Genomic DNA, 16,542 nt, shown 5'->3' with positions numbered 1-16,542 from the left:
GATCAAAGTAGCGCAAGCATACCACTTAAAATGTGATAAAAACCGACTAGAATCAATATTTCAGCGAAATGATTGAAAATTACAGAATAACGACGGCTTATATATGATTATTACAACTTAATATTGCAAATTAATAGCTTTAAAAATATGACCAATCCCATTGATTTTAAAGAAAAATTGTTGTGTTAACGGTTTGTTTAAATGGTGGTTTAGAGTCGCTTGCTTTATAAATCTGAGGTGCAAACGTGTGCTGAACTTTAGAGTTATAACTCTAACGGTGTTTAGGGTGAGTAAAATTTTTGAGGGTGTTTCCGCTAGGTGTGAACTAGTGGTATGATGAGTAAATTAGAACAGAATAATTAAATTGGATTGAAGTGTAGATGGTCATTAAGGCGAAGAGCCCGGCAGGATTTGCAGAGAAGTATATCATTGAAAGTATTTGGAATGGCCGTTTCCCTCCAGGTTCTATCTTGCCCGCAGAGCGTGAGCTTTCTGAGCTGATTGGTGTTACACGTACTACGCTTCGTGAAGTACTACAACGTCTTGCTCGTGATGGTTGGTTGACAATCCAACATGGCAAACCAACTAAAGTTAACCAGTTTATGGAAACCTCAGGTCTTCATATCCTTGATACGCTAATGACGTTGGACGTTGATAACGCAAGCAAAATGGTAGAAGACCTGCTTGCTGCTCGTACTAATATCAGCCCGATCTTTATGCGTTATGCATTCAAAGCAAACAAAGAAGCTTCAGAGCGTACTATCAGTAACGTGATTGAATCTTGTGAAGCGCTACTTGCGGCACCAACTTGGGATGAGTTCCTAGAATCGTCGCCATACGCTGACAAGATCAAACAAGCGGTAAAAGAAGATTCAGAAAAAGATGAAGCGAAACGTCAGACGATCTTAATCGCGAAGACTTTCAACTTCTATGATTACATGCTTTTCCAACGTTTGGCATTCCACTCAGGCAACCAGATTTACGGCCTGATCTTTAACGGTGTGCGTAAACTTTATGACCGTATCGGTAGCTACTACTTCTCTAACCCAGAAGCACGACGTTTAGCGATGGACTTTTATAAAGAGTTGTTCATTATCTGTGAAAGTGGCGAGCGCGAAACTTTGCCATTAGTGATTCGTAACTACGGTATCGCAAGTGCACAAGTTTGGAATGAAATGAAAACGACATTGCCGACGAACTTCACTGAAGACGACAGCTAAGGCATAGGTTTACTATTGTTGTTCCTGTTTAGTCAGTGACGTAAAGAAAACGAAAAAGCGGCGAGATAATTCAATTATCTCGCCGCTTTTTATTTATCTGTCGTTACTAGAAAATTATCAGTGGGTCAGTTACTTACCTATGACGAGTAATTTATCTATGTGTAGCAACTTAAAATTTATCTAGGAGTAGTAACTTAACCCGCAAACTCTTCTGAGTCTGGACGGTTGGTAAATTGCACACCGTTTAGAAAATCGCAAAGTAGTTGGTCTTCACACACTTTGTAGTTTTTGTTTTCTGGCTTGCGGAAGTAAGCGCCGATTTCGTACTTGCTCAAGCTAATGCCAACCACTTCTAGTACGTCCAAAACATCTTCTGCTTTCATGTTTAATGCGATACGAAGCTTCATGAAGATCATGTTGTTCGTCAGTGCAACTTCAGGTTTAGGTTGCTCGCCTTCTTTTTTGCCACGCTTAAGGTTGATGAAACCATTTAGGAATACCGCCAACTCTTTATCTTTCATCTTAGAGCATGACTTGTCGTTGTCATCTTTTAGCCAGTTAATCACTTGGTCATGAGCAACAGTCACATCAGCTTGTTCGATAGCTTTGATGATTTGTGCATTTTTAAGGTTTAGTGCGTGTTGAATACGACGCAAGATTTCGTTGTTAGTCACTGGGGATTCCTAAAAAGGGTTTTAGAGTAAAGAGGTGTTGGTTTAGCCTATTTTTGTCGACGAACCAATTTCTACTCTACATAGCATAGTTGACGGCGACTCTAACAGAGAACGCTAATTTTCGGTAGATATAAAAAATCCCCAATGCTGATTAACTCTTTCAAGTCAAAAATGCATTAGGGATTTAGTGATGGGTGCTTGTTATCTGACTGGAGTCAGAATTACATTACACGCATACCAGGTTGAGCACCTTCGTGTGGCTCAAGGATCCATAGGTCGCTGCCGCCAGGGCCCGCTGCTAGGATCATGCCTTCAGACATACCAAACTTCATCTTACGAGGTTTTAGGTTTGCTACCATTACAGTTAGCTTGCCTTCTAGCTCTTCAGGTTTGTATGCTGATTTGATACCAGAGAATACTTGGCGAGTCTCACCACCGATGTCTAGTTGGAACTTCAGTAGTTTGTTCGCTTTTGGTACTTCTTCACAAGAGATGATACGAGCGATACGCATGTCTACTGCTGCAAAGGCATCGAACTCAATCTCGTCTGCGATTGGCTCTTTGTCTAGCTCAGTTTGGCTTGCTTGCTCTTTTTCAGCTTCTGCTTTTTCTTTCGCTGCTGCTTCAGCGGCTGCATCTTCTTTAGAAGACTCAACCATTGCTTCCACTTTCTTAGGGTCAATGCGGTTGAATAGCGCTTTGAACTTAGTGATCTCGTGATCAGTTAGCGGAGTAGCAATCGCTTCCCACGTTAGCTCTTCGTTTAGGAAAGCTTCAGTGCGAGCTGCAAGCTCTGGCATCACTGGTTTCAGGTAAGCCATCAGTACGCGGAATAGGTTAATACCTACAGAAGAAACTTGTTGAAGCTCAGCTTCTTTGCCTTCTTCTTTTGCAAGAACCCAAGGTGCTTTTTCGTCGATGTACTGGTTAGCTTTATCCGCTAGTGCAGTGATTTCACGGATAGCACGGCTGAATTCACGAGTTTCGTATAGCTCACCGATACGCTCGGCAGCAGCAACGAATTCGTTGTATAGCTCAGGCTCTGCAAATTCAGCAGCTAGCTTGCCTTCAAAACGCTTAGTAATGAAGCCAGCGTTACGAGAAGCTAGGTTAACAATCTTGTTTACTACGTCAGCGTTTACACGTTGAGTGAAGTCTTCAAGGTTAAGATCTAAGTCATCGATGCGGCTGTTTAGTTTCGCAGCGTAGTAGTAACGTAGACACTCAGGGTCTAGGTGGTTTAGGTACGTGCTTGCTTTGATGAATGTGCCTTTCGACTTAGACATCTTCGCACCGTTCACTGTTACGTAGCCGTGTACGAATACGTTGTTTGGCTTACGGAAACCTGCGCCGTCTAGCATTGCTGGCCAGAATAGGCTGTGGAAGTAAACAATGTCTTTACCGATGAAGTGGTAAAGCTCAGTTGTGCTGTCTTTCTTCCAGTATTCATCGAAGTTTAGATCGTCACGTTTGTCACATAGGTTCTTGAAAGAAGCCATGTAGCCAACAGGTGCGTCTAGCCATACGTAGAAGAACTTGTCTTTTTCGCCTGGGATTTCAAAGCCGAAGTAAGGTGCATCACGTGAGATATCCCACTGTTGCAGACCAGACTCAAACCATTCCTGCATTTTGTTTGCAGTTTCATTCTGTAGAGAGCCAGAACGAGTCCACTCTTTAAGCATGCTTTCGAACTGAGGTAGGTCGAAGAAGAAGTGCTCAGAGTCTTTCATTACTGGAGTTGCGCCAGAAACCGCTGATTTAGGGTTAATTAGCTCAGTTGGGCTGTATGTCTCACCACAGTTATCACAGTTATCACCATACTGGTCTTCTGACTTACACTTAGGGCAAGTACCTTTTACGAAGCGGTCTGGTAGGAACATCTCTTTCTCAGGATCGAAAAGCTGAGAAATAGTGCGGCTAGAAATGAAGCCGTTCTTTTTAAGTTCTAAGTAGATGTGAGAAGCCAGTTCACGGTTCTCTTCGCTGTGTGTGCTGTGGTAGTTATCAAAGCTGATATCAAAGCCAGCGAAGTCTTTTTGGTGCTCTTCACTAACAGCAGCGATCATCTCTTCTGGCGTGATACCCATCTGTTGAGCTTTAAGCATAATTGGCGTGCCGTGAGCATCGTCAGCACAGATGAAGTTTACAGTGTTGCCACGTAGACGCTGGTATCGAACCCAGATATCAGCTTGGATATGCTCAAGCATATGGCCAAGGTGAATAGAGCCGTTAGCGTACGGAAGCGCACAAGTTACCAAAAGTTGTCTTGGATCAGTTGCCATACTTAATAATTCGCTTTTTTGATAGGTATAAATTTGAGAGGTAATACTACTTTATAACGTGTGATACGCCAAGGTATCAGACTAAGGATTCCCCTAGTTTTTTAGGGGTTCAGTCTTCATCTCGTGGGTGATAGCATAAATAAAAAAAGGAGTCCCAATGCGTAACTTTACTTCTAAGCAAGATTTCTGTTCATGGTTGAATGAGTTCGAGTCACCAATCCTCATCCCAGAGTGGGCGCTACACCAAAATATTGTATCGGTTGATCCGCGTGGATCATTTGTTATCACCTTACCTTTTGCCGCTAATCAGCTTGCGGTTGAATTGGAACAGTGGATTCACTCTCAGATTGAACAACAGCTTGTTAGCGCTTTTCAGTTTGAAGTAAAAGTGAAACCGTCTGCGCTGGAAACCACAGTGGCGACGCCATTGAAGGGTGTTAAGAATATTATTGCCGTGACGTCGGCAAAGGGTGGGGTGGGTAAATCGACCACTTCAGTCAACCTTGCTTTGGCTTTATCTAAGTCTGGTTCAAAAGTGGGTTTGTTGGATGCGGATATCTATGGTCCTTCTGTACCTATGATGCTTGGCCAATTAGATGCGAAACCAGAAGTCCAGAATAACAAGTGGATGATGCCAATCGAAGCGCACGGTATTTTCACTCACTCTATCGGTTATCTTGTGTCGAAAGATGACGCTGCGATTTGGCGCGGTCCAATGGCGGCCAAGGCTTTAGGTCAGCTTGTTAACGAAACCGTATGGCCAGAGTTGGATTATCTAGTTATTGATATGCCACCGGGCACGGGCGATATTCAGCTGACGTTATCGCAACAGATCCCAGTGACCGGGGCTGTAGTGGTGACCACTCCTCAAGATTTGGCGCTAGCGGATGCACGTAAAGGCGTAGCGATGTTTGATAAGGTGAGTGTGCCAGTCGCAGGCTTAGTTGAAAACATGAGCTATCATATTTGTAGTCACTGTGGTGAGAAAGAGCATATCTTTGGTGCTGGTGGTGCCGAAGCTATGTCAGAAGAGTTTTACCTCGATATTTTGGCACAGATCCCTCTTCATATTGATGTGCGAGAAGATATCGATGCAGGTTGCCCGACGGTGATTCGTCGTCCAGATAGTGAACATACACGTCACTACTTAGAGCTTGCAGAGAATGTGGCTGCGAAGATGTTCTGGACCGGCAAGGCGAGACCAGAAGCGATTAACTTTTCTTTGGTTGAATAGCGAAAGATAATCAAAAAGTTGTGTTAATCATGTTGGATTAGATAAATAGCGGTTGGATTTAGGCTGATAGCCATTGGGGTTGTGCAAATAGTTGTAGGCAAGTTATTTGAAAGCAAACGATTGCATTCATTAAATGCATTGATATCATCAATTTGACTGCAATTAGCTAAAATGGCGACTAGAATCTATGTGCTTTAGCCCCTATAATCAGGCGGTTTATCTCTTCCCACCACCAAACCATATCGGGTGCAAAATTAATGTCTGATAATAATCAATGTGTCATCGTAGGTATCGCTGGCGCTTCAGCTTCAGGAAAAAGTCTGATTGCTAGTACAATTTATAATGAATTGCGCGAAAAAGTAGGCGACCATCAAATTGGTGTTATCACGGAAGATTGCTATTACAGCGACCAAAGCCACTTGAGTATGGAAGAGCGTGTTAAAACTAACTACGATCACCCAAATGCACTAGATCATGATCTTTTATGTGAACATCTACAGCAGCTAATGAGTGGCAACGCCGTAGAAGTTCCTGAATACAGCTACACAGAGCACACACGTACTTCTGAAACGACTACACTTACTCCAAAGAAAGTGATCATTTTAGAGGGTATTCTGCTTCTAACAGACCCGCGTCTTCGTAAACTAATGCACGCAAGTGTGTTTATGGATACACCATTAGACATCTGTCTATTACGCCGTGTTAAGCGTGATGTAGAAGAGCGTGGTCGTACAATGGACACTGTACTTAAGCAATACCAAGAAACAGTACGTCCAATGTTCATGCAGTTTATCGAGCCTTCAAAACAACATGCAGACATCATCGTTCCTCGTGGTGGTAAAAACCGTATTGCGATTGATGTGCTAAAAGCGCACATTGCGAAGTTGTTGAAGTCTTAATCGAATAAAATTTTGCCTAAGTGACTCACTTAGCTTTATTTTTTACCGAATCAGTGGCACTTTTATAGTGCCACTTTCTTTTGGAATCTAAGCAAGGAATATGCGGATGAAGAAACTACTCATTTTCATAGCTGTACCAGTGTTTGTTGTAATTGCAGCAATTCTGGCACTAGTGCTGTTAGTGAATCCCAACCAATTTAAGCCATTAATTGTCGAACAAGCCCAAAAACACACAGGCCTAGAGCTAGTGATCGAGGGGGATATCAGCTGGCAATTCTTCCCATCCATTGGCTTTGAACTTGGTCAAACTGAATTACGCAACCCTGAAGGTTTTACGCAACCTAACCTATTTAAGGTTGATACCGTTGGCGTTGACGTTTCGGTTACTCCGCTATTTAGCAACCAACTAGAGATCGGCAACATTACTCTAGATGGTGCAGAATTCTATTTAGAAACGCTTAAAGATGGTCGCAAGAACATTGATGCACTAACGCAAGCGTCAGCGCCTCAAGAATCTGAGCCTGCAGCAGGCACAAGTTCTGAATCAGCGCCTGCCCCTCAAGAGCAAACTACCACAGACGCATCGGGTTGGACGATCAACCTTGCAGGCGTAACTGTATCAAACGCATTGTTTGAAATGGACGACAAGCAAGCGGGTTCATTCACTAAGCTATACGATGTGTCTTTGAATCTTTCTGAGTTTGCCGTTGATACATGGACAACCGCGACATTTGCGGCTTCTGGTGAGAACAATCAACAGAAGTTCTCTGCACAAGGCAGTGCAGAATTCAAATTAGCTGAAGGCTTTGCAAGTTACGCACTTCGTAATATCGACTTAAACGCTAAGTTCAATGATCCAGCGACGTCGATTGAGTCAGCAAAAATTGGCTTGAATACGTTTGAGTTCGATAAGGTAAACCAACTGACTTACGCTGTAATCGGTAATGCAGCTGGCCTTGACCTTGATCTTAAAGGTGGCGGTGAACTTACTGTTGATAGCGCGATTTCAAAAGTAACGCTGAACAAGTTAACGTTAGACTCAACATTCAAAGGCGACACGCTTCCTCAGTCTCCAATGAAAGTCGACATGCTGTCTGACTTAAGCTTCGATCTTAACAAGAGCCACCTGAGCTTTGTGTTAGAGAAGCTACAAGCTAACGCTATTGCATTAGACGGTAAAGCAGACGTAATCCTATCTGAAATACCAAAGGTTCGTTTCTCTCTTCATAGCCTGAATATTGATTTAGATGAATTCTTAGGCTTAGGCAATACAACAGAAACAGCGAGCACAGCGCCTTCTGGTTCTGCTGGTGGTTCAACGTCAAGTTCTGGTAGTTCAGATCCAGCTAAAGAAGTGGAACCTGATCTGTCGGCTCTGAAAACGTTAGACGTGAAAGGTGACATCACGATTGATAAGTTCAAGGCGAACAACGCGAAGATGCAGAATGTTAAAACCGCATTTTCGGTTAACCGTGGTATCGCAGAGCTAACCTCATTCACCTCGAATCTTTACCAAGGTTCTATTTCTGCTACTGCAAAGTTAGACGCTCGTAAAACACCAGCGACTTACACGGCTAAGAAGAAAATCAAAGGCGTGAAAGTACAACCGTTACTGGTTGATGTTGCAGATAACGATATGCTGGAAGGTACCGGTAATATTGATGTCAACGTGAAAGGTAAGAGTCTAACTCCGACGGGTATCAAGAAAAACCTAGTCGGTACTATCGCGATTAACTTTGAAGATGGTGCAGTTAACGGCATCAACGTAGCTCAACTGATTCGAGAAAACTACGCTAAGATCAAGGGCGAGAAAGTTGAAAGCACAAATGAAGCTCAAAAAACGGACTTCAGTGCAATGAAAGCGACACTGAAAGTGGACAAAGGTTGGGTTTCAACGAACGACTTATCTGCACAGTCGCCACTGTTACGTGTGACAGGCCAAGGTAAAGCGAACTTCATTAATGAGACTGTAGACTTCCTTGTTCGTACATCGATTGTGGGTTCACTTGAAGGTCAGGGCGGTAAGAGCATCGATGATCTGAAAGATGTGACTATCCCAATTAAGGTAACCGGCCAATGGGCAGCCCCGAAATTTGCACTTGTTTTTGATGATGTATTGAAACAGAAAGCACAGAAAGAAATTGACCGTGGTGTGAACAAGCTAACGGACAAGATCAAAGACGAGAAAACCAAAGAAGCCGTAGATGGTTTATTGAAAGGTTTCTTTAACTAAACGTTTTTAACTCGTATATAAAAGAAGCGCCATTCCTATTGTAGGAGTGGCGCTTTTGTTTGGATGCTTATAATACTTTCGAGAGATTCCCTATGACACTCGTCCCTCGCTCTAGGGAATGACGATAGGCCGTCGTCCTTTGTTCAAGAGCGTAACGGCCTAGTGGTCGTCATCCTCGAGAGGGAAGAATGACCGAGTCGGGGATCTCTGGTTGAAGGTGATTACCAGTCAACGCCTTGTAGCGCTTTAACACCAGATTCAAAAGCGTGTTTCACATTGCGAACTTCAGATACTGTATCTGCTATCTCAGTAAGAGTACGGTGCGCGCCACGACCTGTAATGATGACAGACTGCATCTTCGGGCGGTTATTCAACGCCTCAACCACTTCATCGAGTTCGATGTAACCGTAGTTAACCATGTAAGTCAGTTCATCAAACAGAATCACATCGATCGACTCATCAGCCAGCATGCGTTGGCACTCTTTCCATACACGCTGCGCAGCTTCAATATCTTGCGCTTTGTTCTGAGTTTCCCAAGTAAAGCCTGTGCCCATGACTTGGAACTCGACATCAAGCTTTTGCAGAACGTTTTTTTCGCCGTTATCCCAGGTACCTTTAACAAACTGAGCAACGGCGCATTTCTTACCATGACCAACTGCACGTGTAATCGTACCAAAACCGGATGTTGATTTACCTTTACCGTTACCCGTGATGACCAGCAATAGGCCTTTTACTTCTTGTGCTGCAGCGACACGTGCATCGACTTGTTCTTTTACTTTCTGTTGTCTTGCTTTGTGGCGTTGTTCTTTGTTGTCTTCAGTCGACATAACAAATCCTTTTAAGTTGTGATTGCGTCTATCATAGCCTAACTTAACGATAGCAAAAACCATCGGAAGAACAGGTGATTAGGGATGAAAAAGATACTCGTAGTTTGTATGGGGAATATTTGCCGCTCGCCAACAGGTGAAGCGGTGCTAAGGAAGAAAGCGCAACAGCTGGATATTGATGTTGTGGTCGACTCTGCGGGGACGATTGGTTTTCATCAAGGCAACCCGCCAGACTCGCGATCCAAATCTGCAGGAGAGAAGCGAGGCTACAGCTTTAAGGGGATTACTTCTCGTAAAGTGGTAGATAATGACTTCGAAGAATTTGACCTGATACTCGCGGCCGATAGGGCGAATTTAGACGACTTAATGAGCCAATGCCCAGTTCACCTCCAATACAAGCTCGCATTATTTTTGAGCTTTGGAGAGTCACAATATCAAGAGATCCCCGATCCGTATTATGGTGAGGGAAATGGTTTTGAATTGGTGTTGGATTTAATCGAAGAGTCTAGCGAAGCGATACTGCGTTCGATGTAGTGTAGGAACAATGTATGTCGTTTTGTTATCAGCGTAAGGGCTGACCGATAGGTATAAAAAAGGCCGACATTGAATGTCGGCCTCTCTAAATCTAACTTAAAGCTACAGCTAAGATTACTTAGACATTACTTTGTAGATTGGGTCTTCTGCAACGTTCGCTTCAACTAAGCTACCTGCTTTGTGCAGCATAGCAACACAGTCTTGGCTTAGGTGGCGAAGGTGAAGTGTTTTACCTAGCGCCGCGTAACGGTCAGCAATCGTGTCGATCGCTTCAATTGCAGAGTGGTCAGTCACGCGTGAGTTTGCGAAATCAACGATTACATCTTGTGGATCGTTGTATGCGTCAAACAACTCTAGGAAGTTAGCCGTTGAACCAAAGAAGATTGGGCCGTTAACTTTGTACTCTTTTGAGCCTTCAGCGTTTACTGATGTATCTGCGTAGATGTGTTTAGCATGTTGCCAAGCAAACATTAGCGCAGAAGCGACAACACCAACACCTACTGCCACAGCAAGATCAGTCAGTACTGTTACTACGGTAACAAGAACGATAACGAAGAAGTCTTGTTTAGGAACGCGACGCGCAAGCTTGAAGGTTGCCCATTCAAATGTGCCGATAACAACCATGAACATTACGCCCACAAGTGCTGCTAGAGGAATCATTTCAATCAGTGCAGAACCGAACAGGATGAACATCAGTAGTGCAACTGCGGCGACGATACCTGAAAGACGACCACGACCACCTGAGTTTACGTTGATCATCGATTGACCGATCATCGCACAACCACCCATCGCACCGAATACAGAACACGTTACGTTAGCCATACCTTGACCAACACATTCACGGTTAGATTGACCACGAGTGTTTGTCATTTCGTCTAGTACTGTCAGTGTCAGCAGAGATTCAATCAGGCCGATAGCCGCAAGGATAATTGCGTAAGGCAGGATGATCTGTAGTGTATCTAAAGAAAACGGAACAGCAGGAATTGAGAATGTTGGAAGAGAGCCCGCTAGCGTAGCAGCTTCGTCACCAGACATTGTACGTAGGAAGTCGACAACAGTGCGAGTTTCAAGGTCAAGACCCACAACCAAAGCCGTTACTGTAACAATAGCAACTAATGAAGATGGTACTGCTGTTGTTAGCTTAGGTAGGAAGTGGATGATAGCCATTGTAAGGGCTACTAGACCTAGCATTAGTGTCATTTGACCGCTTGGTAACCAAGTCAACGCACCTGTTACGTCTGGCGCTTTAAATTGACCAAGTTGAGCTAGGAAGATAACAATGGCCAAACCGTTCACGAAACCAATCATTACTGGGTGTGGAACGATACGGATAAATTTACCTAGTTTAAATACACCTGCTGCAATTTGCAGAAGGCCAGCCAGCATAACGGCTGCGAATAGGTATTGAACACCATGGGTTGCCACTAGGCTCACCATTACAACGGCCATTGCGCCGGTTGCGCCAGAAATCATACCTGGACGGCCGCCAAAGACAGAAGTGATTAAACCTACGATGAATGCTGCATAAAGACCAACCATTGGGTCAACGCCAGCAACAAAGGCGAATGCTACAGCTTCAGGTACCAGAGCCAGGGCTACTGTAAGACCTGAAAGCACGTCATTCTTTACAGAGTGCTTTGAAAATTGTGGGAATTCGAACATGTTTGCTCAGCTATGCTTAAGATGGATTTACCGACACGGGTGTATTGCGTAGCCAAACAGTGATGGAAAAGAGCGGCAATAGCGAAGTGTCGAAAAGATAAGTGCGCGAATGCTACCCAAAAATGTGATTAAGTTCAAGGTTGAACCTAACTTTGAGTAATATATCTGTTAATTTTTATTCGATTAGTAGATATGAAAAAGGCTGCTTTAATAAGCAGCCTTTGATTCTATTTACTCGCGATTACCTATCAGTAATCACTAGTAGTTTGGCTTAGTCATCGCCGCGCCAGCTTTGTTCGACGCTGCCTGACTGCCTGCACCTTTCGATACAAAACGTTCAGTGCGGAACGGAGCTGCAATCACTTCAATCTCTTTGATCTCTTGAGGACCAGGAGCTTTAGTCATTGGTGAACCGGCTTGCTTCTTAGCAACAGCTGCCTTTGGTGCCGCTTTAGGAGCTTCTGCTTTAACAACAGGTGCTTCTTCAACTTTTGCACTTTCAGCTTTAGGCGCTTCAGCTTCAACAACTGGTGTTGCTTCTGCTTGCACAGCTTCTGCTACAACAGGCGCTTCAACTTTCGTCGCTTCTGCAACCACTGGTGCTTCTTCAACGACTGCAGGAGCTTCAACTACAGCAGGAGTCTCAGCTACTTGAGCTTCAACAGCAGCATCTTCACGACGGATGATAACTTTACCCATTGCAAGCTCTGGACATGCGAAGCCGCCAGTCATTGCTACGTTGCTTTGTGGTGCCGTCTCTAGAGCAACATTCTGCTCTTGAACAGATGTTTGAGCTTCAGCTGCTACTTGAACTTCAGCCACTTCAGGCTTTGCCTGCTTGTGGTGAGGTTTTGGAATGAAGCGAGGCATCACTTTACCCATAGCCATCTCTGGAGAAGCTACACCACCTTTACGTAGGCGGAATGGGTTAGGGCGACGATCACGACCGCGACGACGACGTTGACCACTTGCACGTAGGTGACGTGGAGAACGACGGTTACGACGTTGTTTCGGCTCTTCCTGTTCAGTTTGCTCTGCATTCGCTTGAGTTGCTTCTACTTGTTCCGCAACTTTTTGCTCTTGAGCTACTGACTGTTCTTTTGAAACAGATAGTTCTTTAGCAGCAACCTGCTCTTTTGAAGCGTTATCTTCAGCTTGAGCTTGTTGGTCTTTAACACGAACTTGCTTGTTCAGTTTACGACGCTGACGACGCTCTTTAATCTTAGCTGCTTTCGCTTCAGGTTTAGCCTTAGGCGCTTCCGGTTTACCAGCTTGTGCTTCTGCTGCTAGCTGTAGACCTTCTTCTGCTAATTTAGATGGTGCTTGCTCTTCGCGTTGCTTCTGCTCATCACGTGGCTTGTTGCGACGGTCTTGCTTAGGCTTGCGAGGCTGACGAGTTTGCTGTGGAGCTGCTTCTTTTTGCTCTTCAGGCTTCTCATCACGAGCTGGCTTACGGCGGCGTTTGTTGTCACGGTTTTCGTTACGATTGTCACCACGTTCACCACGGTCGTTACGCTGTTCGCCACGCTCACCACGTTGGTTACGACGACGGTTATCGTTACGATCACGGCGTTGACGGTTGCCGTTGTTACGATTGTTTTTAGGTTTTTCTTCTTCTTTCTTCTCTTCTTCTTTTTTCTCTTCTTGAGTTGAAGAGCCAAATAAGAAGCTACCGATAGCTTTGAAGAAACGACCAATTAGGCCTGGTTCTTGAGTCGCTGCTGGTTCAGCTTTCTTCTCTTCTACAGCTTTAGGTGCTGGAGCAGGAGTTGGTGCTGATTGAGCAGGAGCTGCGAAGCCTTTCAGAGCAGGTTCTTCGATCTTCTTAGGACGAATAGTCTGTTCAGCAGGCTCTTTGCTTTCCGCTTCTTTTAGAGCTTCTAGCTTGTTAGGCAGCAAGTAAGATAGTAGATCGAACTCTTCACCTTCACGAACACGGATAACCTCAAAATGCGGCGTTTCCATGTCTGAGTTAGGAACAACAGTGATCTTAACTTCTTGGTTCTTCTCGATGTGGTTTACTGAGCGACGTTTTTCGTTCAGAAGGTAAGAAGCAATTGGAACAGGCACAACAGCAAGTACTTGTGCTGTGTTGTCTTTTAGAGCTTCTTCTTCAATCAAACGTAGAACAGAAAGTGCTAGAGATTCGTTATCACGAACAACACCAGTACCTGTACAACGAGGACAAATGTGGTGGCTTGCTTCTGCTAGTGATGGGCTCAAACGTTGACGAGACATCTCTAGAAGACCAAAGCGAGAAATACGACCAATCTGAACACGTGCGCGATCTAAACGAACGGCATCACGTAGACGGCTTTCTACTTCGCGTTGGTGGCGAACCGGGGTCATATCGATAAAGTCGATTACAACAAGACCACCTAGGTCACGTAGACGTAATTGACGTGCAATTTCATCGGCAGCTTCTAGGTTAGTGTTAAGTGCTGTTTCTTCAATATCGCCGCCCTTTGTTGCACGAGCAGAGTTGATATCGATAGAAGTCAGTGCTTCTGTTGGGTCGATTACGATAGAACCACCAGATGGAAGACGAACTTCACGTTGGAAAGCAGATTCGATCTGGCTTTCAATCTGGTAATGGCTGAATAGTGGCACTTCACCATCGTATTTCTTAACGCGATTCATGAAATCTGGGCGTATTAATTGAATGTGCGCTTGTGCACGTTCAAAAATAGTATTGCTGTCGATTAGAATCTCGCCAATATCACGACGTAGGTAGTCACGAATTGCGCGAACAATAACGTTACTCTCTTGGTGAATTAGGAAAGGAGCTGCATTTGAATCAGAAGCTTGCTTGATAGCGCCCCAATGGTTCAATAGAACATTCAGGTCCCACTCTAGCTCTTCTGCGCTTTTGCCAACACCCGCTGTACGCACGATTAAGCCCATACCTTGAGGAAGCTCAAGAGTGCTTAATGCTGCTTTCAGTTGAGTGCGTTCATCACCTTCGATACGACGAGAAATACCGCCAGCACGAGGGTTATTAGGCATAAGAACTAAGTAACTACCAGCCAAAGAGATGAAAGTTGTCAGTGCAGCACCTTTGCTACCACGTTCTTCTTTCTCTACTTGTACGATTACTTCTTGGCCTTCTTTTAGCACTTCTTTAATGCTAGGACGGCCTTGGTATGTATAACCTTCAGGGAAGTATTCGCGGGCAATTTCTTTAAGAGGGAGGAAACCGTGACGTTCTGCGCCGTAATCAACGAATGCCGCTTCTAGGCTTGGTTCAATACGGGTAATACGTCCTTTGTAGATATTCGCTTTCTTTGACTCGTGACCTGGACTTTCGATATCTAGATCGAACAGTCGTTGGCCATCAACCAAAGCGACACGCAACTCTTCTTTTTGAGTTGCGTTAATTAACATTCTTTTCATTTAGAAGTTCTCATTGTCTTTTCTTATTTTCATCATTGTTCTTATCGCTTTATTTCGTTTCTCATGGTGCCAGATCCCATGGCTTTATCGGTGCAGCCTCCCGGCTGGAGAGGGATGCTCTGGGGCACGTCAGTCATCATAGGGAGTTAGCCTATGATCCGCGATGTGGCGGTGAATACTCAACATGAGTGTACGTGAGTAGAGCGATAAGGAACTCAGTTGACCGTGTCTTACGCCGATTGCAGCACTGTCTAATCTGAGTTATCTACTCATTTACTTGCTTATGAATGGTTAGCTGTTTAAATAATAGTCAAACCACTGATAGCAGCTGTGAACTATAGCAGCGGTCGGTAAACACAGCAATCTGCTTTGTCGGAATGCTGTAAAAAAAACAGTTTTTGTTTGGGTTTTGATAGCTCTAACTCACTGTCTATAAATAATTTATCAATTGATATTTTAATTTGCAGGAATCTTGGTGCTTTTTTGTTCGAAGAATCAAAGAAATATAGAACTTCGGCGACCATTTTGGGATAGATCGGTAAGGATTAGGGATAAATAAGTTCGGAATAGGGCTAAGAAAATCTCAATTATCAAAAGTGACAGTGATACAATAGCGCAATGAGCGAAATTAGAACCCAAGTCCAATTCGTCGACATTGACGAAGATATGGCTGGTCAGCGTATTGATAACTTCTTACGCAACCAATTAAAAAACATCCCGAAAAGCATGATTTACCGAATCGTGCGTAAAGGCGAAGTCCGCGTAAATAAAAAACGCATTAAGGCTGAGTACAAACTAAAAGCTGGCGATTTAGTTCGTATCCCTCCGGTTACTATTGAAGAGAAAACAGAAGAGAACGTGCCGAGCACGAAACTCAACAAGGTTTCAGAATTAGAACAGTGCATCATTTATGAAGATGATCACATGCTAATTCTTAACAAACCGTCTGGCACTGCTGTTCATGGTGGTAGCGGATTAAAATTTGGCGCGATTGAAGCATTACGTGCTCTTCGCCCTGATGCTCGTTTTCTTGAATTAGTGCACCGTATCGATAGAGATACGTCTGGCATTTTGCTTGTTGCTAAGAAGCGCTCGGCGCTAAGACACCTTCAAGCACAGTTCCGTGAAAAAACGGTTCAAAAATACTACTTCGCTTTAGTTATGGGCGAATGGAAGAACAGCTGCAAAGTCGTCAACGCACCTTTGTTGAAAAATGAAGTGAACAGCATTGTTCGAGTTAACCCGAATGGTAAAGCTTCTGAAACCCGTTTTAAGGTTTTAGAAAAATTCCAAGAGGCGACGTTGATTCAAGCAAGCCCAATTACAGGCCGAACACACCAAATTCGTGTGCACGCTCAGTATACTGGTCACCCAATTGCTTGGGATGATCGCTACGGTGATCGTCGTTTTGACGCTTACACGGGTAAGGTTGGTCTTGATCGTCTGTTCCTACATGCAGCAAACATCAAGTTCACACACCCAGGTAGTGAAGAGAAGATGGATATCTCGGCGCCAATGGAAAGAAGGCTAGAGAAAGCCCTAACTGGTTTACGTAAGCTTTAAGAAGATACGAGATACGAGATA

The 16,542-nt window shown here is 44.2% G+C and carries 11 protein-coding genes; 6 read left to right on the top strand and 5 right to left on the bottom strand.

The features are described 5' to 3' along the window. Nucleotides 1-380 precede the first annotated feature (380 nt). Nucleotides 381-1,220 (top strand): fatty acid metabolism transcriptional regulator FadR, encoded by an 840-nt coding sequence (gene fadR, locus AB4517_RS11495; protein ID WP_017062161.1) that lies wholly within the window; start codon nucleotides 381-383, stop codon nucleotides 1,218-1,220. Between the two features lie 194 nt (nucleotides 1,221-1,414). On the opposite strand, the gene AB4517_RS11490 is transcribed toward fadR, so the two are convergent. Further along, a complete protein-coding gene (locus AB4517_RS11490) occupies nucleotides 1,415-1,894 on the bottom strand; it encodes a DUF1456 family protein (protein ID WP_010437231.1) in 480 nt (159 codons plus the stop codon). A 221-nt stretch (nucleotides 1,895-2,115) separates the two neighbouring features. Then, complete coding sequence (gene metG / locus AB4517_RS11485; RefSeq protein WP_017062160.1) at nucleotides 2,116-4,176, bottom strand: methionine--tRNA ligase; 2,061 nt, start codon at nucleotides 4,174-4,176, stop codon at nucleotides 2,116-2,118. 157 nt (nucleotides 4,177-4,333) lie between these two features. Here metG and apbC point away from each other — a divergent pair, with 157 nt between their 5' ends. From apbC to AB4517_RS11470, 3 genes are all read left to right on the top strand, one after another. After that, entirely contained in the window at nucleotides 4,334-5,410 is a 1,077-nt protein-coding gene (apbC, locus tag AB4517_RS11480) for an iron-sulfur cluster carrier protein ApbC (protein WP_048613198.1), read from the top strand. 257 nt (nucleotides 5,411-5,667) lie between these two features. Continuing rightward, the gene (gene udk / locus AB4517_RS11475) at nucleotides 5,668-6,309 is read left to right on the top strand and encodes a uridine kinase (RefSeq protein ID WP_004734002.1); all 642 of its coding nucleotides are present in this window, start codon (nucleotides 5,668-5,670) and stop codon (nucleotides 6,307-6,309) included. Between the two features lie 106 nt (nucleotides 6,310-6,415). Further along, nucleotides 6,416-8,542 carry an AsmA family protein gene (locus tag AB4517_RS11470; RefSeq protein WP_372148377.1) on the top strand — a complete coding sequence of 709 codons (2,127 nt, stop codon included), beginning with the start codon at nucleotides 6,416-6,418 and terminating at the stop codon, nucleotides 8,540-8,542. Nucleotides 8,543-8,763: 221 nt separating this feature from the next. Here AB4517_RS11470 and cobO read toward each other — a convergent pair whose 3' ends face one another. Then, a complete protein-coding gene (gene cobO, locus AB4517_RS11465) occupies nucleotides 8,764-9,369 on the bottom strand; it encodes a cob(I)yrinic acid a,c-diamide adenosyltransferase (RefSeq protein WP_372148376.1) in 606 nt (201 codons plus the stop codon). 84 nt (nucleotides 9,370-9,453) lie between these two features. Here cobO and AB4517_RS11460 point away from each other — a divergent pair, with 84 nt between their 5' ends. Continuing rightward, nucleotides 9,454-9,903, top strand: a complete 450-nt coding sequence (locus tag AB4517_RS11460; protein ID WP_017067202.1) for a low molecular weight protein-tyrosine-phosphatase — start codon at nucleotides 9,454-9,456, stop codon at nucleotides 9,901-9,903. A gap of 114 nt (nucleotides 9,904-10,017) precedes the next feature. On the opposite strand, the gene AB4517_RS11455 is transcribed toward AB4517_RS11460, so the two are convergent. Together AB4517_RS11455 and rne are read right to left on the bottom strand one after the other, a co-directional pair. Beyond that, nucleotides 10,018-11,565, bottom strand: a complete 1,548-nt coding sequence (locus AB4517_RS11455) for a SulP family inorganic anion transporter (RefSeq protein ID WP_017062156.1) — start codon at nucleotides 11,563-11,565, stop codon at nucleotides 10,018-10,020. 258 nt (nucleotides 11,566-11,823) lie between these two features. Further along, complete coding sequence (gene rne, locus AB4517_RS11450) at nucleotides 11,824-14,958, bottom strand: ribonuclease E (protein WP_102427873.1); 3,135 nt, start codon at nucleotides 14,956-14,958, stop codon at nucleotides 11,824-11,826. A 618-nt stretch (nucleotides 14,959-15,576) separates the two neighbouring features. On the opposite strand from rne, the gene rluC reads away from it, so the two are divergent. Next, a complete protein-coding gene (gene rluC, locus AB4517_RS11445; RefSeq protein WP_017054981.1) occupies nucleotides 15,577-16,521 on the top strand; it encodes a 23S rRNA pseudouridine(955/2504/2580) synthase RluC in 945 nt (314 codons plus the stop codon). Nucleotides 16,522-16,542 lie beyond the last annotated feature (21 nt).

This window comes from Vibrio sp. 10N.222.52.C3 (assembly GCF_041474195.1).
In the GTDB taxonomy this organism is placed as follows: Bacteria; Pseudomonadota; Gammaproteobacteria; order Enterobacterales; family Vibrionaceae; genus Vibrio; species Vibrio crassostreae_C.
The sequence above is the reverse complement of the archived record's forward strand: the minus strand, read 5'-3'. Positions and strand labels throughout refer to the sequence as shown.

Excerpts from the sequence above, each read along its gene's own strand:
- udk (WP_004734002.1), top strand. The coding sequence starts at position 5,668 with ATGTCTGATAATAATCAATGTGTCATCGTAGGTATCGCTGGCGCTTCA.
- metG (WP_017062160.1), bottom strand. The coding sequence starts at position 4,176 with ATGGCAACTGATCCAAGACAACTTTTGGTAACTTGTGCGCTTCCGTAC.
- AB4517_RS11455 (WP_017062156.1), bottom strand. The coding sequence starts at position 11,565 with ATGTTCGAATTCCCACAATTTTCAAAGCACTCTGTAAAGAATGACGTG.
- apbC (WP_048613198.1), top strand. The coding sequence starts at position 4,334 with ATGCGTAACTTTACTTCTAAGCAAGATTTCTGTTCATGGTTGAATGAG.
- rne (WP_102427873.1), bottom strand. The coding sequence starts at position 14,958 with ATGAAAAGAATGTTAATTAACGCAACTCAAAAAGAAGAGTTGCGTGTC.
- fadR (WP_017062161.1), top strand. The coding sequence starts at position 381 with ATGGTCATTAAGGCGAAGAGCCCGGCAGGATTTGCAGAGAAGTATATC.
- rluC (WP_017054981.1), top strand. The coding sequence starts at position 15,577 with ATGAGCGAAATTAGAACCCAAGTCCAATTCGTCGACATTGACGAAGAT.
- cobO (WP_372148376.1), bottom strand. The coding sequence starts at position 9,369 with ATGTCGACTGAAGACAACAAAGAACAACGCCACAAAGCAAGACAACAG.
- AB4517_RS11470 (WP_372148377.1), top strand. The coding sequence starts at position 6,416 with ATGAAGAAACTACTCATTTTCATAGCTGTACCAGTGTTTGTTGTAATT.
- AB4517_RS11460 (WP_017067202.1), top strand. The coding sequence starts at position 9,454 with ATGAAAAAGATACTCGTAGTTTGTATGGGGAATATTTGCCGCTCGCCA.